Here is a 22,698-nt window from a genome sequence, read left to right as displayed (position 1 = left end):
AAAAAACAGCTGCATTGTGATTCCTTGATGCGCTGACGATTTCGTCGGATCAAGCAAATCGAGCTAGGCGGGGGCATTGTCAGGTACAAATAAAACACTGTATAAATAACCAGACCTAAAGCTTGGGAGCGGCCTATATGCTGGTGCACCTGTCCGTACACAACTACGCCATCGTTGAACATCTCGATCTCGAACTCGATCGTGGGATGAGTGTGATCACAGGGGAAACCGGCGCTGGCAAGTCAATCATGCTCGACGCCCTCGGCCTGACCCTTGGCGATCGAGCCGACAGCGGTGTGGTCCGCCCCGGCGCCGACAAGGCCGACATCCTGGCCACCTTCGACCTGATCGACATTCCGGAAGCCAGCGCCTGGCTGGCGGAGCGCGACCTCGAGAGCGAGGCCCCGTGCATCCTGCGCCGGGTAATCACCGCCGAAGGGCGCTCGCGCGGCTACATCAACGGCACGCCCTGCCCGCTTGGCGATCTCAAGGCCTTGGGTGAACTGCTCATTGATATCCACAGCCAGCACGAACACCAATCCCTACTCAAGACCGATACTCACCGCCGCCTGCTCGACGAGTATGCCGATGCCACCGACCTTGCCCGCCAAGTGCAACTGGCTGCACAACGCTGGCGCCAGACCCGTCAGGAGCTGGAGCGCCTTTCCAATTCCGGCGATGAGCAGCGCGCTCGCCATCAACTGCTCAGCTACCAGCTCGAAGAACTGGAAAACCTCGGCCTCGGCGACAATGAACTGGAGCAGCTGGAACAGGAACACAAGAACCTGACCAACGCTGAAACCCTGCTGGGGATCTGCCGGCAAGTGGTCGAGCAATGCAGCGAAAGTGATTCCGGCAATGTGCTGAATGCCCTGACCGCCAGCCTCAATCGTCTGTCTAGCGTGAACAACTCAATCGGAGCGCTGGGGGAAGCCAGCAGCTTGCTGACCAGTGCACAAATCCAGGTAGAAGAAGCCGTGGGCGAGCTGAATCGCTTCCTCGATAGCTTCGACGCCGACCCGGCGCGCCTTCAATACCTGGAAGAACGCCTCGATGCGATCTACACCATGGCGCGCAAACACCGCATCCAGCCCACCGAGGTCGCCGAGATGCAGCAGCGGTTGCTGGATGAAATCGAAACCTTGAATGCCAATGACGAATCCATTGAGCGGCTGAGTGATGAGCTGGCCGCCTATGCCCGCCATTATCAGGAGAAGGCTCGGGAATTGAGCGATCTGCGCCATCAAGCGTCCACTAGCCTGGCCAGCGCCGTGGAGCAGGAGATCCATCGACTGGGTATGCCCGGCGGTCGTTTCACCATCGAGTTGCGCCCCAACGGCAGTGATGAATTACTGCCCAACGGGCTGGAGCAAGTCGAGTTGCTGGTGAGCGCCAACCCCGGCCAGCCTCTGAAAGCGTTGGCCAAGGTAGCCTCGGGCGGCGAACTGTCGCGGATCAGCCTCGCGATTCAGGTGATCACTGCGCAGACTTCTCGCGTACCGACCCTGGTGTTCGACGAAGTGGACGTGGGTATCGGCGGGCCGACCGCAGAGATTGTTGGCCAGCTACTGCGCCGCCTCGGTGAACGCGGACAGGTGCTGACGGTGACTCACTTGCCACAAGTGGCGGCACAAGGTCATCAACATCTATTTGTGCACAAGGTTCGCGGCGAGGATGCGACCCACACGGCAGTTTCCAAGCTGAGCAAAAATGATCGTGTCGAAGAAGTCGCAAGGATGCTGGGTGGCATCGACCTGACCAAGGAATCCTTGGCTCACGCGAAAAAAATGGTCGTTACCGCAAAAATTTAGGAATGGCAGAAAGCACGAAGGCGACCCAGGGGTCGCCTTCGCTCGTTTCGCGAACCCGAAGTTCGCGCGACATGCTTACTTTTTCTTGCGCACGTACAGTACAAGGTTGTGATCAACCATCTCAAAGCCATATTTGTCGACAATGGCTTTCTGCAGGCGCTCGATTTCTTCGTCGAAGAATTCGATCACTTCACTGGTCTCGACGTTGACCATATGGTCGTGGTGCTTGCCGTCGTCCAGCTCGAAGACCGCATGGCCTCCGTCGAAGTTGTGCCGCACCACAAGGCCAGCTGCCTCGAACTGGGTCAGTACACGGTAAACCGTGGCCAGACCGACGTCCTCACCAGCCTCCATCAGCGCCTTGTATACATCCTCGGCACTCATGTGGCGCTGCTCGGCGGAATCGAGCATTTGCAGAATTTTGACCCGTGGAAGGGTCACTTTGAGGCCGGCTTTGCGTAGTTCGCTATTTTCAACCATGGTCAGCTTTCTCGCGATGCTGCTTCGCAGCTTCTCTTAATGCGGGTATGATCGGCGTTTACGTTGTCCCAGCCAAGATAGTGGAAGTCGCCCACCGATGCAAAACACCAAGCTCTTGCTAACCAGTTTCACCTTTGTGGGACTGCTCGCACTCGCCGGTTGTTCATTCCCCGGGGTTTACAAAATCGACATCCAGCAGGGCAATGTCGTCACGCAGGACATGATAGACCAGTTACGCCCGGGAATGACCCGTCGGCAAGTACGGTTTATCATGGGCAACCCACTGCTGACCGACACGTTCCATGCCGATCGCTGGGATTATCTGTACAGTCTGCAACCGGGTGGCGGTGAACGCCAACAGGAACGCATCAGCGTTATCTTCAACCCAAATGACCAACTTGTCAGCCTCTCTGGTGATTTCATGCCAGGCGTTAGCCGGGACGAAGCCATTCTCGGCAAGGACAGCGGCACTAGCGTGACCGCACCTGCTGAAAACGCCGAGAAGCCGAAGCCGGAAAAACCGGCGAAGCCAGGTTCGTTGCTGGATCAGATCCAGAAGGACGTCGACGGTGTAGAAACCGTTCCAGTCCCGACGCCAGAACCGCTGGAAACCTCGCCGCAATAATTTGCGACGCAATAAAAAACCCGGATTCCCGGGTTTTTTATTGCCTGGCGTTTGGCACATCACTGGTTCCGCACTTTGGCCTCGGCAGCCTTGGCGGCGCGAAGCCGGCGAACCTCTTTCGGATCTGCCAGTAGCGACCGATAAATCTCGATGCGATCCCCCGCCCGAACCTGACGAATGTCCGGATCCGCGACTACCTTGCCGAATATCCCAACCGGACAATGAGTCAGATCCAGCTCCGGAAACTCCTCGGCCACCCTCGACTTCAGCAAAGCCATCCGCACTGTCGTGCCCGCAGGCACCGTTTCACAGAGAAGCACCTGACGATCCACCGCGGCATACACCACCTCAATCTCGATCACGGCGTCAACCATGCATCTGCTTGGCGCGCTGGCAAAACGCGTCCATCAGCGTATTCGCTGCCTGATTGAACAATGGCCCCAAGGTCGCACGAACAATCGGACCGGCGTAATCGAACGAAAGGTCCAGGCTGATCTTGCAAGCTTTATCGGTCAACGCCTTGAATTCCCAAACACCGTGCAACTGAGTGAATGGACCCTCCTCGAGATTCATTTCGATCGATTGCCCGGGGACCAGCGTATTGCGCGTCACGAAATGTTGACTGAGGCCGCCCTTGGCCACGCCGACGCTGGCGCGCATATGCCCGGCAGAGCTTTCCAGGACTTCAGCCGTCGAACACCACGGCAGAAACTCCGGGTAACGCGCCACGTCATTGACCAGGTCGTACAGCGCTTGCGCCGGATACGGCAGCAGAGCCGAACGTTGAATGTGTGTCGTCATGTCAGCGTCACTTCCACAGCTGGGCGGCAAACACTACGAGAATGCCGATGGGCGCCACATAGCGCATCAAAAACAGGGACAGCGTGAACAACTTGGGACTGCGCATCGACAACTCGTCGCGCACTGCTTCACGCCCCATCACCCAACCCGCGAACACCACGAAACACAAACCACCGAGTGGCAACATGATCCGCGAGGTGAAGAAGTCGATAACACCAAAGAAATCCAGGCCGCCGGCAGCACCCCATTGATAGAGATGAAACTTCCCGCCATCGTTCACGAAAAATTTGGCTTCCTTCCAGATATTGAAGGAAAACACCGTGCCCAGACCAACGAACCAGCAAGTGAACGCCAGCCAGAACGTCACCCAGGCGCGACTGACTTTAGTACGTTCAACCAGGTAAGCCACCATCGGCTCCAGCAACGAAATCGCCGAACTCCAGGCCGCAATCGCTACCAGCACGAAGAACACTACGCCCATCAACTGGCCGAACGCTACGTTACCAAAGGCAAATGGCAGGCTGACGAACATCAGGCCAGGGCCTTCACTCGGGTTCAGGCCTGCGGCGAACACAATCGGAAACAATGCCAGGCCGGCCACGAGAGAAACAAAGGTATCGAGCAACGCGACACCGACGACGGTGCCGGATATCGATGAGTCTCTCGGCATGTAAGCGCCGTAGATCATGATCGAGCCCACGCCCACACTCAAAGAGAAGAACGCGTGCCCCATGGCGGGCAGCAATCCGTCGAGGACTTTTTCCGGTTGGAAGTCGAACATGAAATGCACGCCCTCCATGAAATGGCCGGTGGTCATGCTGTAGCCCAGCAGCACCAGAATCATCACAAAGAGCAACGGCATCATGATGCGCAGGCTGCGTTCAAGCCCGGCGACGACACCTTTGGCGATCACAATGGCGGACAGCAGCATAAAAATAGTGTGCCAAAGTGTCAGGCGCCACGGATCGGCGATCACCTTGCCAAAGTACGCGCCGACCTGCTCAGGCGTTATACCCTGGAAATCGCCGCGCCCCATGTCGATGATGTAATCCAGCGACCAGCCGCCGACAACGCTATAGAAGGACAGGATCAGCAGTGCCGTGATCATTCCGGCGAACGCGCCCCAGGACCACTTGCCCGAATGGCCCGCCTCGAGCGCCAGTACTTTCAAGGCGTTGGCCGGACTTTGCCGGGCACGCCGGCCGATCAGGGTTTCCGCCAGCATGACTGGCACGCCGATCAGTGCGATACACGCCAGGAAAACCAAGACAAACGCGCCGCCGCCGTAGAACCCGACCATGTACGGGAACTTCCAGATGCTACCCAGCCCCACGGCCGAACCGGTCGCGGCGAGTATGAAGACCCAGCGGCTAGCCCAACTGCCGTGGACAGAAACCTTGTCTGTCGACATCGTTACCACGTCCAAGCATTGAAAAAGAGGGCGCATTGTCCGGGATTCAATCAACCTGCTCAAGCACACAGCATCACCGTAGCCGACTCGCGTGCAACTCCCTATAATGCCGCCCCTATGGCTAAACAGAAGAAACACCCAACAGGGACCATCGCGCAAAATAAAAAGGCGCGACACGATTACTTCATCGAACATCGGTTCGAGGCTGGTCTGGTCCTGGCCGGCTGGGAAGTAAAAAGTCTGCGAGCAAGCAAGCTGCAACTGGTCGACAGTTATGTGCTGCTCAAGGATGGCGAAGCCTGGCTGCTCGGCAGCCACATTACGCCCCTGACGACTGCCAGTACCCACGTCATCGCTGATCCGACCCGCACCCGAAAACTGCTGCTCAACCGGCGCGAACTGGAAAAGCTGGCCGCTGCCGTGCAGCAAAAGGGTTACGCCTGCGTGTGCCTGTCCTGGTACTGGAGCAAGCACATGGTCAAGTGCGAGATCGCGCTGGGCAAGGGCAAGAAGGAATACGACAAGCGCGACACCGAACGCGAACGCGACGCCGGTCGCGAGTTGCAGCGAGCGGTGCGCAACAAGGGCAAGGAAGAGTAATTCTCCTGCCCTGCGCGATCTTGTGGCGAGGGAGCTTGCTCCCGCTGGGGCGCGAAGCGGCCCCTCGCTTGGCTGCAACCATCATCACACCTGCTGGCGACTGCTGCGCAGCCGAACGGGAGCAAGCTCCCTCGCCACAGACTCCCACTACATCCCCTTGCGCCGCTCCGCCCGGGCCACGCGCTGCACTTCCTGACGCACCTCTTCCAGCACTTCCTGCACATACAAAATGTGTCGACTGGAGACTTCTCGCGCCTGTTCTGCCCTTCCTTCGATAATCGCCATGTACAACTCCCGGTGCTGCGTGATCAGCATGTCGCGGGTTTCCGTGCGCTGTTTGTACATACCACCGATGTTGGTCACCACGTTGCGCTTTAGCAGATCGAACAACCCGCGAATGGTATGCAGCAACACCGCGTTGTGACTGGCTTCGGCGATTGCCAAATGAAATTTCGCATCCGCCGCGCCCTCTTCCGCGCGGCTCACCTCATCGTGACGCGTGTAGCAATCCTGCAATTCATTGAAGGCCGCAGTCAGTCGCTCGCGATCGACATCTGTAGCACGCAGTGCTGCGTAATAAGCACAGGACGCTTCCAAGGTGTGGCGAAACTCCAGCAGATCACGCTGGGCCTCAGGATTGCTTTCCAGCAGGTGAAGAAGCGGATCGCTGAAGGTCGTGCCCAGTGATTCCACCACATAGTTGCCGCCGCCCTGGCGACTGACCAGCAAGCCCTTGGCCGCCAGTTTCTGAATCGCTTCGCGTAACGAAGGGCGTGACACGCCGAACTGCTCGGCCAGCGCGCGTTCTGCCGGTAAGCGCTCACCCGCCTTCAACGTGCCCTCGAGGATCATCCCCTCGAGCTGCTCGACAATATCGTCAGACAGACGGCGCTGACGAATTTGATCAAACCCCATAACTCAGTTCTCCACGATCCCGACGGTTGGCGGGCTCTCTATTCTGGCCTATCGGTGCTGTGCCAGCACCTACCAGACGGCATTTGTTCGAACGGATCACTCGGGCGCCACTGCGCTTATTCGACAAAAGATTCAGGGCGGCAAATTGACACACCGCCTACAAGGCTTTTACCCTAGCGAACAGCGATTGTAAATTGGTATTACCAATTATCCAAGAACGCTGAACAGTGCCTGACCAACAACAATTAGGGGCCACCCCATATGCAAACCTGGCAACAGCTCTATACCCCACTCGGCAGCCTCGGCCTTTCCGCGCTCGCGGCCGTAATTCCCATCGTGTTTTTCTTTCTGGCGCTGGCCGTATTCCGGCTCAAGGGACATGTCGCCGGCAGCATCACGCTGGCCTTGTCCATTGCGGTCGCCATCTTCGCCTTCCAGATGCCGGTCGATATGGCATTCGCCGCCGCCGGTTATGGTTTCGCCTACGGTCTGTGGCCGATTGCGTGGATCATCGTGGCAGCGGTTTTCCTTTACAAACTGACGGTAAAAAGTGGTCAGTTCGAGGTGATTCGCAGCTCCGTGCTGTCGATCACCGACGACCAGCGCCTGCAGGTGCTGCTGATCGGATTCTGCTTCGGTGCGTTCCTTGAAGGTGCAGCCGGTTTCGGTGCGCCGGTAGCGATTACTGCCGCACTGCTTGTAGGACTGGGTTTCAACCCGCTGTACGCCGCAGGCCTGTGCCTGATCGCCAACACCGCGCCGGTGGCGTTCGGCGCGCTGGGGATTCCGATCATCGTGGCCGGACAAGTGACCGGTATCGACGCGTTCAAGATCGGCGCCATGACCGGCCGCCAACTGCCGCTGCTGTCGTTATTCGTGCCATTCTGGCTGGTATTCATGATGGACGGCCTGCGCGGCGTTTGTGAAACCTGGCCCGCAGCGCTGGTGGCCGGCTTGAGCTTCGCGATCACTCAATACTTCACGTCGAACTTCATCGGCCCGGAACTGCCGGACATCACCTCGGCCCTGGCCAGCCTGATTTCCCTGACGCTGTTCCTGAAAGTCTGGCAGCCAAAACGCGCCGCAGGCCAACACATCACCGGCGCCGTCTCGGCCTCCGTGGTGACCGCCAGTACCGGTGGTTTTGGTCTGCCGCGCAGCACCGTGGCATCGCCTTACAGCCTGGGTGAAATTATCAAAGCCTGGTCGCCGTTCCTGATCCTTACAGTGCTGGTCACCATTTGGACCTTGAAACCGTTCAAGGCGATGTTCGCTGCCGGCGGATCGATGTATAGCTGGGTGTTCAACTTCGCCATTCCGCACCTGGATCAAATGGTGATCAAGGTTGCACCGATCGTGACCAACCCGACGGCCATTCCGGCCGTGTTCAAGCTCGATCCGATTTCCGCGACCGGCACGGCGATATTCTTCTCCGCACTGATCTCGATGCTGGTACTGAAGATCAATATCAAAACTGGTCTGACCACTTTGAGAGAGACTTTTTACGAGCTACGTTGGCCGATTCTGTCCATCGGCATGGTGCTGGCGTTTGCTTTTGTCACCAACTATTCGGGCATGTCCTCAACCATGGCGCTTGTACTGGCAGGCACGGGCGCGGCATTCCCGTTCTTCTCGCCATTCCTCGGCTGGCTGGGGGTGTTCCTGACCGGTTCCGATACGTCGTCCAACGCACTGTTCAGTTCGTTGCAAGCGACCACCGCGCACCAGATCGGCGTAAGCGACACCCTTTTGGTGGCGGCAAACACCAGCGGCGGCGTGACCGGCAAGATGATCTCGCCACAATCGATCGCCGTGGCCTGCGCCGCTACCGGCCTGGTGGGCAAGGAATCGGATCTGTTCCGTTTCACCCTCAAGCACAGCCTGTTCTTTGCAACCATTGTCGGCCTGATCACCCTGTCTCAGGCCTACTGGTTCACCGGCATGCTGGTCCACTAAGTACTACAAGACTGAACGCAAAAACCGACGCCTGACCACGATTCCGGCGTCAGCTATCCACAACCCGGTCTGTAAGGCTGCTGAAAGAATCACTCTCTATATTTCAGCAGCCTCAGCGGACGGATAACCGGCCGAGAGACACGCCTGATGAGCGAGCTTTTTTACAATGCCGTGCCGAACGCGACCCGCGTCGCCCCGCCACTGCCCGAGCCGCGGCAATATCCCAGCGAGAAACCGTCACGGGTCTACTTGTTCGGGACTTGCGTGGTGGATTTGTTCTACCCGGAAGCCGGGATGGACGCGATTCATCTGCTGGAACGCGAAGGTATTCGTGTCGAGTACCCGCAGGGGCAAAGCTGCTGCGGGCAACCGGCCTACACCTCCGGTTACACCGACCAGGCCCGGACCGTGGCACGCTCGCAACTGGCGCTGTTCGCTGGGGATTATCCGGTGGTGGTGCCGTCGGGATCGTGTGCCGGTATGTTGCGCGAACACTACGCCGACTTGTTCAAGGACGATCCGGAGACACTGAAAAAGGTTCAGGCCCTGGCGGCCCGGACTTACGAATTGGCCGAGTTTTTGCTGTTCGTCTGCAAGGTGCAGCTCAAGGACAGTGGCGATCCGGTAAAAGTGGCTTTGCACACCTCATGCTCGGCACGTCGTGAGATGAACACCCACCTGCACGGCCGCGAGTTGTTGGCGCAGTTGGGTAATGTGGAACGTGTCGACCACAGCCATGAAAGCGAATGCTGTGGCTTCGGTGGGACTTTCAGCGTCCGTATGCCAGACATTTCCGGCGCGATGGTGACGGACAAGACCCGGTCGTTGAAGGAATCCGGCGCGCACCAGGTACTCAGTGCCGACTGCGGTTGCCTGATGAACATCAATGGCTCGCTGGAGAAACAGAAGGAAGCGTTGCGCGGTCAGCATCTGGCCAGTTTCCTCTGGCAGCGAACCGGAGGTGGCCAATGAACGCTTCCGCGATTATTCCTACGGTTGCCGTAGAAGAAGATTTCCGCACCCGTGCTCACACGGCGTTGGGTGACAAGCAACTGCGAAACAACTTTCGCACTGCGATGGATTCACTGATGACAAAGCGGGCGTCGTCCTTCAGCGATGCCCACGAAAGAGAACATTTGCGAGCGCTGGGCAATGCCGTCCGCGCCCGTGCGTTATCGAAGTTGCCCGACCTGCTTGAGCAGCTTGAACAGAACCTGACCCGCAACGGTGTGACAGTGCACTGGGCGGAAACGGTGGACGAAGCCAATGGCATCGTCCTCTCGATCATCCGCGCTCACGAGGGGCGGCAAGTGATCAAGGGCAAATCGATGGTCAGCGAAGAGATGGAGATGAACCACTTCCTCGCTGATCGGGGCATTGAATGCCTGGAATCGGACATGGGCGAGTACATCGTCCAGCTCGACCACGAGAAGCCTTCACACATCATTATGCCGGCGATCCACAAGAATGCCGGTCAGGTCGCGTCCTTGTTCCACGACAAACTTGGCGTGGAGTACACCAAGGACGTTGACCAACTCATTCAGATCGGCCGCAAAGTCTTGCGGCAGAAATTCTTTGAAGCAGACATCGGCGTCTCCGGCGTCAACTTCGCCGTGGCCGAAACCGGCACCTTGCTGCTGGTGGAAAACGAAGGCAACGGCCGCATGACCACCACAGTTCCGCCGGTGCACATTGCCGTCACCGGCATCGAAAAAGTGGTTGAAAACCTGCGCGACGTGGTGCCTCTGTTGTCGTTGCTGACCCGCTCCGCCCTTGGCCAGCCGATCACCACCTACGTCAACATGATCTCCGGCCCGCGCAAGGCCCATGAACTCGACGGCCCGCAAGAAGTGCATCTGGTGCTGCTGGACAACGGTCGCAGCCAGGCCTTTGCGGACAGCGAATTGCGCCAGACCCTGAACTGCATCCGCTGCGGCGCCTGTATGAATCATTGCCCTGTCTACACTCGAATCGGCGGCCACGCCTATGGGGAGGTTTACCCAGGGCCTATCGGAAAAATCATCACCCCGCACATGGTCGGCCTGGCGAATGTCCCGGACCACCCAAGCGCGTCGTCGCTGTGTGGCGCGTGTGGTGAAGTGTGCCCGGTAAAAATTCCTATCCCGGCATTGCTGCGCCGCCTACGGGAAGAGAACGTCAAAGCCCCGGACAGCCCGCACCCAGTCATGCGCGGTCAGGGCAGCAAGTACTCGCGCAAGGAGCGCTTTATCTGGAACGCCTGGGCGAAGCTCAACAGCTCACCGACGCTGTATCGTCTGTTCGGTTTTTTTGCCACGCGACTGCGCGCCCTCGTACCAAGCAACGTCGGCCCATGGACGCAAAACCACAGCGCACCGAAACCCGCTGCACGCTCATTGCATGACATGGCCCGCGAGCATTTGGCCAAACACGGAGGCCGCTGATGAGCGCCAAGCAGAATATCCTCGCCAAACTACGGAAAAGTCTGACCGGCACCACGCCCGTGCCTGACGAGTTCGATGTCGAACTGGTGACCGCGCCCTATACCTACGCGCCCGAGCAACGTATTCCGCAGTTGCGCAAACTGATGGAAGCGGTACACACGGAGATCCATCTGACATCAGCGGACAGTTGGCCAGAGCTGCTGGCGCAATTGCTACGCGATCGCCAACTACCCAGCTTGTTGATCGCGCCGACTACGCCTCACGGTCAGCGTGTCACTCAGCACTGGGCGAACAATCCCGAGCTGCCCACGCTTAAGTCCTACGACCGTCGGGTCGAAGAATGGAAAGCAGAGCTGTTTAACGACACCCCGGCCAGCCTGACTACCACCCTCGGCGCAATCGCCGCGACGGGTAGTCTGATTCTCTGGCCGACGCGGGAAGAGCCGCGCCTGATGAGCCTGGTGCCGCCGGTGCATTTCGCCTTGCTCAAGGCCAGTGAAATCCGCGACAACTTCTATCAGGTGCAACAGGAATTCAGCTGGGCGCAAGGCATGCCGACCAACGCCCTGCTGGTCTCCGGCCCGTCGAAGACCGCCGACATTGAGCAGGTCCTGGCCTACGGCGCTCATGGTCCGAAAGACCTCGTGGTTTTGATCCTGGAGGACCAATGAGTCTACCGGCGGCTTTCCTGCGAGATGCGCAGCAACTGATCCCCCAAGAGCGACGGTTTGACGACCCGCTGTCGACATTGGCCTTCGGCACCGACGCCAGTTTCTACCGACTGGTTCCGAAACTGGTGATCCGCGTCGAATCCGAAGATGAAGTGGTGGCACTGCTCGAACTAGCGCAACGGGATCAGGTCCCGGTGACCTTCCGCGCCGCCGGCACCAGCCTTTCCGGCCAGGCCATCAGCGATTCTGTGCTGATCGTGCTTGGGGATAACTGGAACGGTCGCGAGATCCGCGGGCAAGGCACGCAAATCCGCTTGCAACCCGGCGTGATCGGCGCGCAGGCCAACGCGTGGCTGGCACCGTTCGGACGCAAGATCGGTCCGGACCCGGCCTCGATCAACGCCTGCAAAATCGGCGGTATCGTCGCCAACAACGCCAGCGGCATGTGCTGCGGTACGGCGCAAAACACCTATCACACGCTGGCCGGTATTCGCCTGGTGCTCGCCGACGGCAGCCGCCTCGATACCGAAGATGCGGCGAGTGTCGCGGCGTTTCGTGAGAGCCACGCAACGCTGCTTGAACGTCTGGCGACACTGGGTCGCGAGACCCGCGCCAATTCCGGTTTAGCCGCAAAAATCCGCCACAAATATCGCCTGAAAAACACCACCGGCCTGTCACTCAACGCCCTGGTGGATTTCGATGAGCCTGTGGATATCTTGAGCCACTTGCTGGTGGGCTCCGAAGGTACCCTCGGATTTATCAGTGCGGTGACTTACGACACCGTGATCGACCACCCGAACAAGGCGTCGGCGCTGATCGTGTTCCCGAATGTGGAAACCTGCTGCAATGCCGTCACCGTGCTGAAAAGCCAACCAGTGTCAGCCGTGGAACTGCTCGACCGACGCAGCCTGCGTTCGGTGCAGGACAAGCCCGGAATGCCGGCTTTCGTACAGCACCTGTCGAACAATGCCTGCGCATTGCTGATTGAATCCCGCGCGGCGTCGCCCACTTTGCTGCACGAACAACTGGCGCAGATCATGGCGTCGCTGACCTCATTCCCGGTGGAGAAACAGGTCGACTTCACCGAAGACCCGGTCGAAAACGCCCGCCTCTGGGCCATCCGCAAGGACACCTTCCCCGCCGTCGGCGCGGTGCGTAAAACCGGCACCACGGTGATCATCGAAGACGTGACCTTCCCGGTGGAAAAACTGGCCATCGGCGTAAACCGTCTGATCGAGTTGTTCGAAAAACATCACTACGACGAAGCGATTCTTTTCGGACACGCCCTGGAAGGCAATCTGCACTTTGTCTTCACCCAGGGCTTCAACAACCCGGAAGAAGTCGCACGCTACCAGGCGTTCATGGACGACGTCGCGCACTTGGTCGCCGTGGAGTTCGGCGGCTCGCTGAAGGCCGAGCACGGCACCGGTCGCAACATGGCGCCCTTCGTCGAACTGGAATGGGGCAGCGATGCCTATCAGTTGATGTGGCAGCTCAAACGCTTGCTCGATCCCAACGGCATTCTCAATCCGGACGTGGTACTCAGCGTTGATCCGCAGATCCACCTGAAGCATCTGAAACCGCTGCCGGCCGCCGACGAGATTGTGGACAAGTGCATCGAGTGCGGTTTTTGTGAACCAGTTTGCCCGTCGAAAGGCCTGACCCTGAGCCCGCGCCAGCGCATCGTGATCTGGCGTGACATTCAGGCAAAGAAACGCGCAGGCGTGGACACCACCGAACTGGAAGCTGCTTACGAATACCAGGGCATCGAGACCTGCGCCGCCACCGGTTTGTGCGCCCAGCGTTGTCCCGTAGGAATCAATACCGGCGAACTGGTGAAAAAGCTGCGCAGCCGTCAGGCGACGCATACGAAAACCGCTAACTGGCTGGAAGGCAATTTCGCAACCGCGCTGCAAGGCGCCCGTTTCACCCTGCACGTGGCCAACGGTGCGCGGATGCTGCTGGGAGCGCCACGCCTGGCGAAACTTTCGGCAACGCTGACGAAGTTATCCAAAGGTCAGGTCCCGCAATGGACCCATGCCATGCCGCAGCCGGAAAAGGCCATTCGCTTTAGCCCGACCGTGATGGATGCGCGTCCGCGAGTGGTGTACCTGGCGGCCTGCGTCTCGCGGGTGATGGGTCCCGCAGCCGGTGATAAAGAGCAAATGTCGCTGTACGACAAAACCCGTGGCTTGCTGGAAAAAGCCGGTTACCAGGTAGTCTTTCCGGACAATCAGGACAACCTCTGCTGCGGTCAGCCCTTCGCGTCCAAGGGCTACGCCGAACAGGCCGAACACAAACGCCAGGAATTGATAGGCGCGTTGCTGCACGCCAGCCGTGGCGGCCTCGATCCGATCTACTGCGACACCAGCCCCTGCACCTTGCGCCTGGTTCAGGACATCGGTGATGTTCGACTGGACCTGTACGATCCGGTGCGTTTCATCCGTACGCATTTGATGGACAGGCTCGAATTCACGCCGCAGGAAGCGCCAATCGCCGTGCACGTCACGTGCAGCACCCAACATTTGGGAGAAAGTCAGGCGTTGATCGATCTGGCGCGCAAGTGCAGCAAAAACGTGGTTATTCCCGAAGGTATTCACTGCTGTGGATTTGCCGGCGACAAGGGCTTTACCACCCCGGAACTGAATGCCCATTCGCTACGCACGCTCAAGGATGCGGTGCAACAGTGCAGCGAGGGCATATCGACCAGTCGCACCTGTGAGATCGGTCTGACGCAACACGGTGGAATTGACTATCACGGGCTGGTCTATCTGGTGGACCGGGTTACTCGAGCGAGGGATATGCAAGAAAAATAGAACCCTCATGCGCTGCCGTAGTCCACTGATCAAGCCCCATAAATGTGGGGCTTCCCCAAATGGCAGCCCATCCTGACGGCCAGCGAAGCCTGGCCCCTCAGTTCAAGGAGATACACATGAAACGTTCTGTACTGTTAGGTCTGTTCGTTACTGTCTCGCTGATGGCGTCCCCCTCGTTTGCCGTCGAAGACCTCTGTGCGGTCAACCTGAAAACCATCGAAAATGCCAAGGCACAGATTCCTCCGGATATGACTGAACAGGTAATGGACAGCGTCGAGAAAGCCAAAGCGGATCATGCAAGAGGCACCAAGCAAGGGACTGATGATTGCATCGCCGAGACCACCCAAACTATTCAAGCCATTCAGAAAACAGGTGACGGCGGCAAACAATAGCCCCAATACAATGCCAACCTTCGGGTTGGCCTTTTGGCTCCCCCAGCGCCACCTGAACGAAGCAAAACAAAACCCGCCAATTTGCGGGTTTTGTTGCATCTGGGTGGGGGCAATTTCATAGCCTCTTCTGCAGAAAACGAATTCTTGCGCAATATCGCAGTCTTTTAAGTAGGCCCATCAAATCGTGGCTTATTTTCCGACCTCGGCTGAGCGCCCGCTCCTACGGCAGCACCGAAACCATCAGTTCAAGGAGATATCCATGAAATGTACCGCAATCGCTGGTCTGTTTATCTCTGCTGCCATGTTGGCCTCGCCCGTATTTGCTGCGGACAACAACCTTTGTACAAGCAAGCTGCAAGAGCTCAAAAGCAAAGTGAATTCACTGCCCGCGAGCGCCAGCAACACCGCAATGGAGATCAAAAGACTGATATCCAGCGCCGAAGCTTCGCAAGCTTCCGGGGACGACAAAAAATGCGTCACCGAGGCCACTCAGGCATCGGCACTTACTGACAAACTGCGCAGCGATCCCAACCCATAATCTGTGGAGTCCAACCTTCGGGTTGGCCTTCTGGCCGCGTTGGCGTACACTGCGCAGGCTTGTTGCTCACCTTGATTCACAGAGCAGCAGGCTCGGGGCCGTTTAGGATTCGACGCCGGTTGCGAAACTTTAGGTGCATGCCGAGTTGGTAACAGAACTCGTAAATCCACTGTTGCAACTTCTTATAGTTGCCAATGACGAAACCTACGGGGAATACGCTCTCGCTGCGTAAGCAGCCTTAGCCCTTCCCTCCTGGTACCTTCGGGTCCAGCAATCATCAGGGGATGTCTGTAAACCCAAAGTGATTGTCATATAGAACAGAATCGCCGTGCAGTACGTTGTGGACGAAGCGGCTAAAACTTACACAACTCGCCCAAAGCACCCTGCCCGTCGGGTCGCTGAGGGTTAACTTAATAGACACGGCTACGCATGTAGTACCGACAGCGGAGTACTGGCGGACGGGGGTTCAAATCCCCCCGGCTCCACCACTTCATCATCTAAAGACGTCCACGGACGTCTTTTTTTGTGCCTGAAATCCAGTGAAGCGGCTTAGTCAACGAACCAAGTACGAAGCAGACAAAACCCGCCAAGTGCGGATTTGTTGCGTCTGGGAATTAGTCATTCAAGCCTCGCCTCCTTGCGGGTCACTTGAAGACTTCAAATGATCCACCCCAGTATTGCGCGCGACCCCAGCGCCAGCCATCATCTAGCCACTACCCACCATCACTGCCAAACCAATCGTCCTGGATATGGAAATTCAATGAAAATCAGCAAGTTTTTACTCCCCTCATGCGTTCTGGCTCTATCACTTCTGAGCGGTTGCGCGGCGTCCGTTAAAAGCGGCGGTAGTGACACGCTAGCCATCCAGGAATCCGCCAAGCAAAACCTCGTGGTGAATTTCAAAGGGAACGACAAGGTCCAGCAGAATGAGGACTGGCCACTCCTGCAGCGTGACTGGAAAGAAGCCCTGCAGGCAGAGGCCATCCGTGCTGGCTACGGCATTTCAGAGAGCAAGACCCTAAGCTCAGGCACCAAGGATGGCGTCGGCATTACCATCAACGTCAGCAACTTCCGCTACCTGACGCCGGGTGCGCGCTATGGCGCTGGCATTATGGTGGGTAATGCCTGGGTCAACTCGAGCGCAGACTTTTCAGACCTGAAATCGGGGAGCCTGATCGGTAGCCGAACCTACGATACGTCGTCGTCGGCCTGGGAAGGTGTGATGTCTGCCATGACCAAAAGGCAGGTTCAGGCAATTGCACAGCAGATTATCAGCGACATCAAGAGCGCGAAGGCCAAGTAATCTGGTGTGGGAGAGGCGTGCACTGCGTGTTGTCTGGTTGAGCGTGGCGCTGGAGATCATTGCGAGCAATCGAACGTCGACCGGCTGCTCCTACAGGGACCGTGAAGCTTTGAGAAATCGGGGCTTCACGGCTTTTTTCCGGGACTTTCCGAACTTCAAACGATTTTCAACTCCACCTCCACATGCCCCCGCGTCATCCGCGAATACGGACACATCTGATGGGCGGCCTCAGCCAATTCGCGTTTCACGCCCTCCTCCAGACCCGGAATATTGACGTTCAAGCGGACCGCCAACTGGAAGTCCCCGGCTTTGGTTTTGCCCAAATCCACCTCGGCATCCACCGACGTGTCCTCCGGCAGTTTGATCTTCATTTTGCCAGCGGCGACCTGTATCGCACCGATAAAACAGGCTGAATACCCGAGAGCAAACAGTTGTTCTGGATTGGTACCCGGCTTCCCCGAGCCGGGTGAGCTGAATTTCACGTCCAATTCGCCATCGCTGGATTTTCCGGTGCCCGTGCGGCCGCCGACGGTGTGGGTTTTTGCTGTGTATAGAACGGTTTCCAAGGAAGTACTCATGACGGTAACTCCTGAACTGTTTTACGGGGTGAATCCGTCCGTCCAAGCCTAGCAGCGCCAAATCGGCTTTCAAGCGACGTCAGTCGGAAACCATCAAGCAAAAAAAAGGCACTGGACGATGATCGCCAGTGCCTTTTTCACATCCGCAATAACCGTTAGCGCGATGACAACATAAACGTGTCGTACTCCAGGTCTTCCAGCGCCGTGGACAGTCGATGCAGCCCCAGCAACACACAAACCAGCAACGACAGGGTAAATCCGTAGCCAAAGAAGCTTGGCCCAAGGTACATGCTGAGCAGCGTCAACGCCCCGTTCAACACCGCAAACAGCACGCACAACTCCAGGACCACAGTGCGCTTGTCCAGGTAGAAAAACACGTTAAGCAAGGCCATGAACACCACTTGGATACTCACGCCGATCAGGTCGATATAGAACAGCGGCAGGTAATAGCTGGAGATGCCCAACCAATCCAGCAAACGTGGTGCGAACAGGAACAACAGCACCGCCGTCAGCCCCTGCACCTTGCAGATTTCCAGCAGCCCCTGACGGATCGACAAGATCATCTCGGTTTTCAGCGAACCGATGTGTTGCAACGTTTCGCCCTCGCGGATCGCCCGGAACAGACGGTCATACCATTCGGCAAAATCGGTTTCGATGCGCACCAGAAACACCGCCATCCCCGGGATGATCGCCAGGTAGGCGATGAAGATCGGCAGGTCATACAGGATCGACGCGCGCAGCGGACCGATGACGATGTTCGAGGTGCCGGGGTTGAACCAGAACAGGAACTTGTCGATCCAGATGCCGAAGTTGTAGAAGAAACCGGTGGCGAGCAAACTGAGGAATACCTGGCGCCGATCGAGGAAATCGAAGGCGATCAGCTTTTCCGCCCGGTACTCGCGCAGGATGTCGTAAAGAAACAGAAACAGCAGTGCGCTGTGTCCGATCAACAGCGCCAACAGCAAGCCGGGTAGCTTCAGGAAGGTCAGCACATAGGCGCTGGCGACCATCAGCGTGTAGCCCGCCAGCATAACCAGCAGAATGCGGTTATAGGCCTTCATCCCCGACAGGAAGATGATCACCAGCCACAAGTTGCACAGCACCACGAAATTCGACAGCACCAGCACCCGGTAGATCAGCGGCTGGTCGAAGAGCAAACCCAGCACGATGATGCCCAACACTCCGGCAGCGACCGTGACCAGTAACAGGATGCCCAGCAAGTTGGGCAGAATCTGTTCGTACTTGTGCTCGAACAACCGGTCGGACACGAACCGGGTAAAGAACAGCTGCAAGCCACCCGTGAGAATCAACGAGGTGGCCATCAGGTAGGTCACCGTCACCAGAAACTGACCCACCAACGAATTGGGTATCACAAGGCCCAAACTGATGATGCCCACCAGCATCACGCTGATGATCGATAATACCCAGGGCCCGGAGCTGATCAGACCTGCATACACGTAAGCGTGCAAGGTCGCCGTGTAAGAGTCGCGCGAAAGGATCTTGCGCAGTTCGAAGCCAATGCCGGCCATTCAACTGTTCTCCATGGCTGCTTGATACAAGTCGCGATAACGCTGCAGCATCAAGGCTTCGGTGTAATAACGATTGACCCGCAACAGGCCGCTGGCCTGAGCGGCCTGCCAGCGTTGCGGATTGCGCAGCAGTTCGAGGATCGCGGCGCAGGTGGCTTGTGGATCGGCAATCGCCACCACTTTGCCGGCGAGCCCGAGGTCGCGGTCTTCGGCACTGCCGCCTTCGATCAATTCGCGGCACGAGCCCACGTCGCTCGAAACCACCGGCGTACCGGCGGCCCAGGCTTCGAGGATCACCAGTGGTTGTGCCTCGCTGATCGAGGTCAGCACCATCAGGCCGAGTTTCGGCAGGATGTCCTGGATTCGCTGGAAACCAAGGAAATGCACCTTGCCCTCCAAACCCAAACTGGCCATCAGGCTGCGGCATTCGCTGACGTATTCCGGATCTTCCTCTTCGGGACCGACGATCCAGCCTTCGGCCTCCGGCATGGCGCTGATCACACCGCGCATGGCCCGCAGGAAGGTTTTCACATCCTTGATCGGCACCACACGCCCGATCAAGCCCACCACTGGCGCAATACCGGGGGTACGGGATTGCAGTGCAGCGGTCCACTGCGGCAGGTCGATGCCGTTGGGAATGACCTGGGTGCGGGCTGCGTCGGCGCCGTCCTTGATCTGCCGCTGACGATTGCCGTCATACAACGCGATGATGTTGTCGGCGCTGTTGTAGGTCAGCTGACCGATGCGCTCGAAGAAACGCACCCACAGCGTACGGATGTAACCCGAGCCAGAGTCGAGGCTGCGATTGAGCGCCTGGCCAGAGCTCTCGGCGATCCAGCTGGCCTGGGCCAGGTCGATCTTGCGTTCCTTGGTGTAAATCCCGTGCTCGCTGAGCAGGTAGGTGCAGTTCCAGCGCTGCTTGAGAATGCACCCCAGCAGCCCGGCGTAACCGGTGGAAATCGAATGCAGCATCCGCGCTCGCGGCATTTTGCGCGACGCTTCGGCCAGCATCAGTAACGGCGACTGCATCGAACGCAGGGTCCAGAAATAATTGACGAAGGACGGGTCGGCGCAATGCAGCCGATACCCTTCGCTCAATGCCTCCCAACTGGCGCGGCTGCGCAGTACGTCGTCGAGGGTCATGCGGCCCTGGGCGATGCAGTCGAGCAGGCGCTCGCCCAGCTCGGGCTCCGGCGCGTCCGGGTGGTGCAGAAAACGATACAGATCCAGCAACTGCTGCGGGTCGGCCTCTCGCGGCGTTCCATGGGTGTTGGTCGGACGCGTCGCGTCCTCGATAAACACCTCTTCGATGTGCAGCACATTCGACGGGATTTCATAGCGTCGCGACGGGTAGGCCGAACGTTGGCCACCGATGAACATCACCGAGAAGGTCAGCTCCGGCAAACCGAGAATCATCTGATGAATCCAGCTCGACACGCCGCCGCGCACGTAGGGCCAGGTGCCTTCGAGCAGCAGGCAGATGTCAGCGGCCGGCGCCTCGTCCTTGGGATTCATGTCCAGCTCCTCACCAGTTCAGCGAAGGGTGGTCGCTGACGGGTTTTCTCGGGGAGTTTCTCGAGCAACCCGGGGATTTCGTGATAACGACCGGCCTCGAACGCCAGTTCGGCGTGGAACGGCAACACTTGCGCAGCGCCCATGCCGTTGTCCTGGGCCTGATGCAAGAGCACTTCGGCGCGCTCGATATCACCTCTTTCCAGCGCAATGCGTCCCGCCAGCAAGAACAGTTCCCCCCCCTCGCCCGCTTGCAGGCCTTGCTCGGCGTGTTCGCTGGCTTGGTTGAGCACGTGTTCGAGCACGCTGCCCTGCGCCAGGCCGAGGTACGCCAGCTCCCAATACCAGCGCGCCAGCGTGCCATGCAGCGCACCCGCGGTTTTGGCATTGGCGCCGACCAGTTGCCCAAGCGCAATCTGGATGCGCAGGTTGATGTCGCTTTCCTGTTTGTCGAGCATCGAGTATGCCAGCAGCCGCACGTCATCGCTCGGATCACCGAGCGCCAGTTTAAGGATCGGCACCGCTTCCTTGCCGGGCATCCGGCGCGTAGCCAGCAACGCGGCCAGGCGCTGATCCGGATCAGGTGCATGACGCAAGACATCCTGCAATCCGCCATCGGCGAAAATCGGCGAATGATGCTGTGTTTGCGCGCGAAACGGCAGGCTCGGAATACCGACGGCTTGCCAGGCCTGCTTGTCGCGTTTGCGCGGCAGGTACAACGCCGGAAAGATTGCCGCGACCACACCGACCGCCCCGATCACCGGCACGAAGAACGCCAGGCTGAAAATGAACAGCGGGCTCCACGGCAACGGTGCACGGTAGCGTGCCGGTAACAACAACCACACCGCAGCGCACAACATCACGCACGCCAGACCATGACTGAAGGTGAATACCAGCAATTGTTGCCACTCGGGCGCCGCGAGCCACAAACTGGCCCAACTGCCCGCCTCTAACAACAAGGCTCCGCTAAACAGCCACTTGCTGATCATTCAGGCCACACTCGTTGAACAGGAAGTTACGCAGCCCGTTGCGATCACATCCAGGCTCCAGATTGAAAGGCATCACCCGCACACCCAGGCTGTCCATGTCACTTTCAATACCAAAGTGCTCATGCAACAACAGGCTGATCCGCGCCAGATAACCTTCGGTGCCTTGCGGACTGGTCAACGGCAAGAGCACCAGCAACAGCTGATGATCACGGTTGTTGCGCACCGGCAAGTGCAAGTCAAGACCGCGCTGGCTGCGTTCCAGCAAGCGCGTCAGCTCTTCGTTGGGTCGGGTCATTTCAAAGGCAAACAGCCCGGCCGGTAATTTGTGTTTCTCGACATCCACCAGCGAGCGCTTGAGCTGCAGGGTGAACTGCTGCGCATCGGCGTCAGGCAATTGCAGCACTTGTGGGTCCCGGCGCAACAGGTCGGCGATGTGCCCGGCGAGCAGCGCCAACAGGCTCAGGGTCCGATCCTGGAAAGCAAAGAACGGCATCTGCCGAACCGCCAGAATCGCCAGCAGACGACCTTCGGCATCGATCAAAGGAATGCACGCCTGCAGCGATGAAAACTGCGCCGAGGTGCCGGAATCAATCAGGTCCTGACGCACGCTGACCAGTTCGCCACGCTCCAGGCACAGCTTGACCAGACCGTCCTCGGTGCCCAACGGCCCCATGACGCCGATGGTTGCCAACGCTTCAGGGAGGACATTTTTTTCGCGCTCGTCCACGCGGTACAGACCGGCCACTCGCAACGCGCCGTACTGTCCAAGCATCGCCACGATCGGATCTGCCAGCGCGCTCAGCGCATCGCCTGCGTCCGGCATCACCCGCAATTTTTCACGCAAGCCCAGCAGGGAGCTGCGCAGGCTCTGGTCGCTACCGGCCACACGCTGCTCCAGCAGGTCGTGGGAGACCCGCAAAATCTGGTGTGCCCGGGTGAATTCGTCGAGACGATACTGACGATATTCGTTGGCCATCTGCAGCCGCTCCAGGCGCCGCATCCACAGATCGCGAACCTCTCCCACCAGCATCCCGCACACCAGCACGCCGACAATGAATGACGGATCGATCCGGGCGTAGCCTTCGTAACCGGCGTGGCGCAGCGCAAACATCGCCAGCACCAGCAGGCTGGCGCTGAACAGGCCGCGCACAAAACCGTAACGCACGCCCAACAACAGCGGCGCGAGAATCGACCAGGGGAACCCGCCGTTTATCTGCAGCGGGTCTTCTGGGGTCAACCACAAGCCCAGGCCAATCGCCGCGCCGGTCACCAGAAACGTTTCCAGCCAAGACACCGGGCCGCTGGCTTGAGGCGCCAGGCTGTAATCCATGTGGGGAGAATTCATTGC

21 protein-coding genes and 1 other RNA gene are annotated in these 22,698 nt (G+C 58.5%); 12 read left to right on the top strand and 10 right to left on the bottom strand.

Features of this window, described 5'->3' with window-relative positions:
* The first annotated feature begins 137 nt into the window (after positions 1-137).
* Entirely contained in the window at positions 138-1,811 is a 1,674-nt protein-coding gene (gene recN, locus ACYZT9_RS04670) for a DNA repair protein RecN (RefSeq protein WP_462008777.1), read from the top strand.
* A gap of 75 nt (positions 1,812-1,886) precedes the next feature.
* Here the strand turns inward: recN and fur are convergent, their stop codons facing one another.
* Positions 1,887-2,291, bottom strand: a complete 405-nt coding sequence (gene fur, locus ACYZT9_RS04665) for a ferric iron uptake transcriptional regulator (protein WP_003197684.1) — start codon at positions 2,289-2,291, stop codon at positions 1,887-1,889.
* Between the two features lie 97 nt (positions 2,292-2,388).
* On the opposite strand from fur, the gene ACYZT9_RS04660 reads away from it, so the two are divergent.
* On the top strand, positions 2,389-2,916 hold the full coding sequence (locus ACYZT9_RS04660) for an outer membrane protein assembly factor BamE (protein ID WP_462008776.1): 528 nt from the start codon (positions 2,389-2,391) through the stop codon (positions 2,914-2,916).
* Between the two features lie 59 nt (positions 2,917-2,975).
* On the opposite strand, the gene ACYZT9_RS04655 is transcribed toward ACYZT9_RS04660, so the two are convergent.
* From ACYZT9_RS04655 to ACYZT9_RS04645, 3 genes are read right to left on the bottom strand one after another with little or no spacing between them, the layout of a single operon-like run.
* A complete protein-coding gene (locus ACYZT9_RS04655; RefSeq protein WP_462008775.1) occupies positions 2,976-3,290 on the bottom strand; it encodes an RnfH family protein in 315 nt (104 codons plus the stop codon).
* Positions 3,283-3,717, bottom strand: coding sequence for a type II toxin-antitoxin system RatA family toxin (locus ACYZT9_RS04650; RefSeq protein WP_462008774.1), 435 nt, complete (start codon positions 3,715-3,717; stop codon positions 3,283-3,285). Before ACYZT9_RS04650 ends, ACYZT9_RS04655 begins: the two co-directional genes overlap by 8 nt.
* 7 nt (positions 3,718-3,724) lie before the next feature.
* Entirely contained in the window at positions 3,725-5,128 is a 1,404-nt protein-coding gene (locus ACYZT9_RS04645; protein WP_462008773.1) for a sodium-dependent transporter, read from the bottom strand.
* A gap of 117 nt (positions 5,129-5,245) precedes the next feature.
* On the opposite strand from ACYZT9_RS04645, the gene smpB reads away from it, so the two are divergent.
* Positions 5,246-5,728, top strand: a complete 483-nt coding sequence (gene smpB / locus ACYZT9_RS04640) for an SsrA-binding protein SmpB (RefSeq protein WP_008029800.1) — start codon at positions 5,246-5,248, stop codon at positions 5,726-5,728.
* Positions 5,729-5,875: 147 nt separating this feature from the next.
* Here smpB and ACYZT9_RS04635 read toward each other — a convergent pair whose 3' ends face one another.
* Positions 5,876-6,643 (bottom strand): GntR family transcriptional regulator, encoded by a 768-nt coding sequence (locus tag ACYZT9_RS04635; RefSeq protein ID WP_253436151.1) that lies wholly within the window; start codon positions 6,641-6,643, stop codon positions 5,876-5,878.
* A 261-nt stretch (positions 6,644-6,904) separates the two neighbouring features.
* Between ACYZT9_RS04635 and ACYZT9_RS04630 the strand changes: the two genes are divergently transcribed.
* From ACYZT9_RS04630 to ACYZT9_RS04590, 9 genes are all read left to right on the top strand, one after another.
* On the top strand, positions 6,905-8,599 hold the full coding sequence (locus tag ACYZT9_RS04630; RefSeq protein ID WP_462008772.1) for a lactate permease LctP family transporter: 1,695 nt from the start codon (positions 6,905-6,907) through the stop codon (positions 8,597-8,599).
* Positions 8,600-8,746: 147 nt separating this feature from the next.
* Positions 8,747-9,571: a (Fe-S)-binding protein gene (locus ACYZT9_RS04625; protein ID WP_462008771.1), complete on the top strand. Its 825-nt coding sequence runs from the start codon at positions 8,747-8,749 to the stop codon at positions 9,569-9,571.
* Positions 9,568-11,022, top strand: a complete 1,455-nt coding sequence (locus ACYZT9_RS04620) for a LutB/LldF family L-lactate oxidation iron-sulfur protein (RefSeq protein WP_462008770.1) — start codon at positions 9,568-9,570, stop codon at positions 11,020-11,022. The genes ACYZT9_RS04625 and ACYZT9_RS04620 overlap by 4 nt, the downstream gene beginning before the upstream one ends.
* The gene (locus ACYZT9_RS04615; RefSeq protein ID WP_462008769.1) at positions 11,022-11,693 is read left to right on the top strand and encodes a LutC/YkgG family protein; all 672 of its coding nucleotides are present in this window, start codon (positions 11,022-11,024) and stop codon (positions 11,691-11,693) included. The genes ACYZT9_RS04620 and ACYZT9_RS04615 overlap by 1 nt, the downstream gene beginning before the upstream one ends.
* Entirely contained in the window at positions 11,690-14,509 is a 2,820-nt protein-coding gene (locus ACYZT9_RS04610; protein ID WP_462008768.1) for an FAD-binding and (Fe-S)-binding domain-containing protein, read from the top strand. The genes ACYZT9_RS04615 and ACYZT9_RS04610 overlap by 4 nt, the downstream gene beginning before the upstream one ends.
* A gap of 116 nt (positions 14,510-14,625) precedes the next feature.
* On the top strand, positions 14,626-14,901 hold the full coding sequence (locus tag ACYZT9_RS04605; RefSeq protein ID WP_462008767.1) for a hypothetical protein: 276 nt from the start codon (positions 14,626-14,628) through the stop codon (positions 14,899-14,901).
* Between the two features lie 259 nt (positions 14,902-15,160).
* On the top strand, positions 15,161-15,439 hold the full coding sequence (locus tag ACYZT9_RS04600; RefSeq protein ID WP_462008766.1) for a hypothetical protein: 279 nt from the start codon (positions 15,161-15,163) through the stop codon (positions 15,437-15,439).
* Positions 15,440-15,533: 94 nt separating this feature from the next.
* Positions 15,534-15,927, top strand: a transfer-messenger RNA (tmRNA) gene (gene ssrA, locus ACYZT9_RS04595).
* Between the two features lie 272 nt (positions 15,928-16,199).
* Positions 16,200-16,742, top strand: coding sequence for a hypothetical protein (locus ACYZT9_RS04590; RefSeq protein ID WP_462008765.1), 543 nt, complete (start codon positions 16,200-16,202; stop codon positions 16,740-16,742).
* 155 nt (positions 16,743-16,897) lie between these two features.
* Here the strand turns inward: ACYZT9_RS04590 and ACYZT9_RS04585 are convergent, their stop codons facing one another.
* The 5 genes from ACYZT9_RS04585 to ACYZT9_RS04565 form a co-directional block, all read right to left on the bottom strand.
* On the bottom strand, positions 16,898-17,320 hold the full coding sequence (locus ACYZT9_RS04585; protein WP_462008764.1) for an organic hydroperoxide resistance protein: 423 nt from the start codon (positions 17,318-17,320) through the stop codon (positions 16,898-16,900).
* Between the two features lie 155 nt (positions 17,321-17,475).
* Positions 17,476-18,849, bottom strand: coding sequence for an exopolysaccharide Pel transporter PelG (pelG, locus tag ACYZT9_RS04580; RefSeq protein ID WP_462008763.1), 1,374 nt, complete (start codon positions 18,847-18,849; stop codon positions 17,476-17,478).
* Positions 18,850-20,364 carry a GT4 family glycosyltransferase PelF gene (pelF, locus tag ACYZT9_RS04575; RefSeq protein WP_462008762.1) on the bottom strand — a complete coding sequence of 505 codons (1,515 nt, stop codon included), beginning with the start codon at positions 20,362-20,364 and terminating at the stop codon, positions 18,850-18,852.
* Entirely contained in the window at positions 20,361-21,350 is a 990-nt protein-coding gene (locus ACYZT9_RS04570) for a tetratricopeptide repeat protein (RefSeq protein ID WP_462008761.1), read from the bottom strand. The genes pelF and ACYZT9_RS04570 overlap by 4 nt, the downstream gene beginning before the upstream one ends.
* Complete coding sequence (locus ACYZT9_RS04565; protein WP_462008760.1) at positions 21,328-22,695, bottom strand: PelD GGDEF domain-containing protein; 1,368 nt, start codon at positions 22,693-22,695, stop codon at positions 21,328-21,330. The genes ACYZT9_RS04570 and ACYZT9_RS04565 overlap by 23 nt, the downstream gene beginning before the upstream one ends.
* Positions 22,696-22,698 lie beyond the last annotated feature (3 nt).

Source organism: Pseudomonas sp. ZT5P21 (assembly GCF_054897785.1).
The sequence above is the reverse complement of the archived record's forward strand: the minus strand, read 5'-3'. Positions and strand labels throughout refer to the sequence as shown.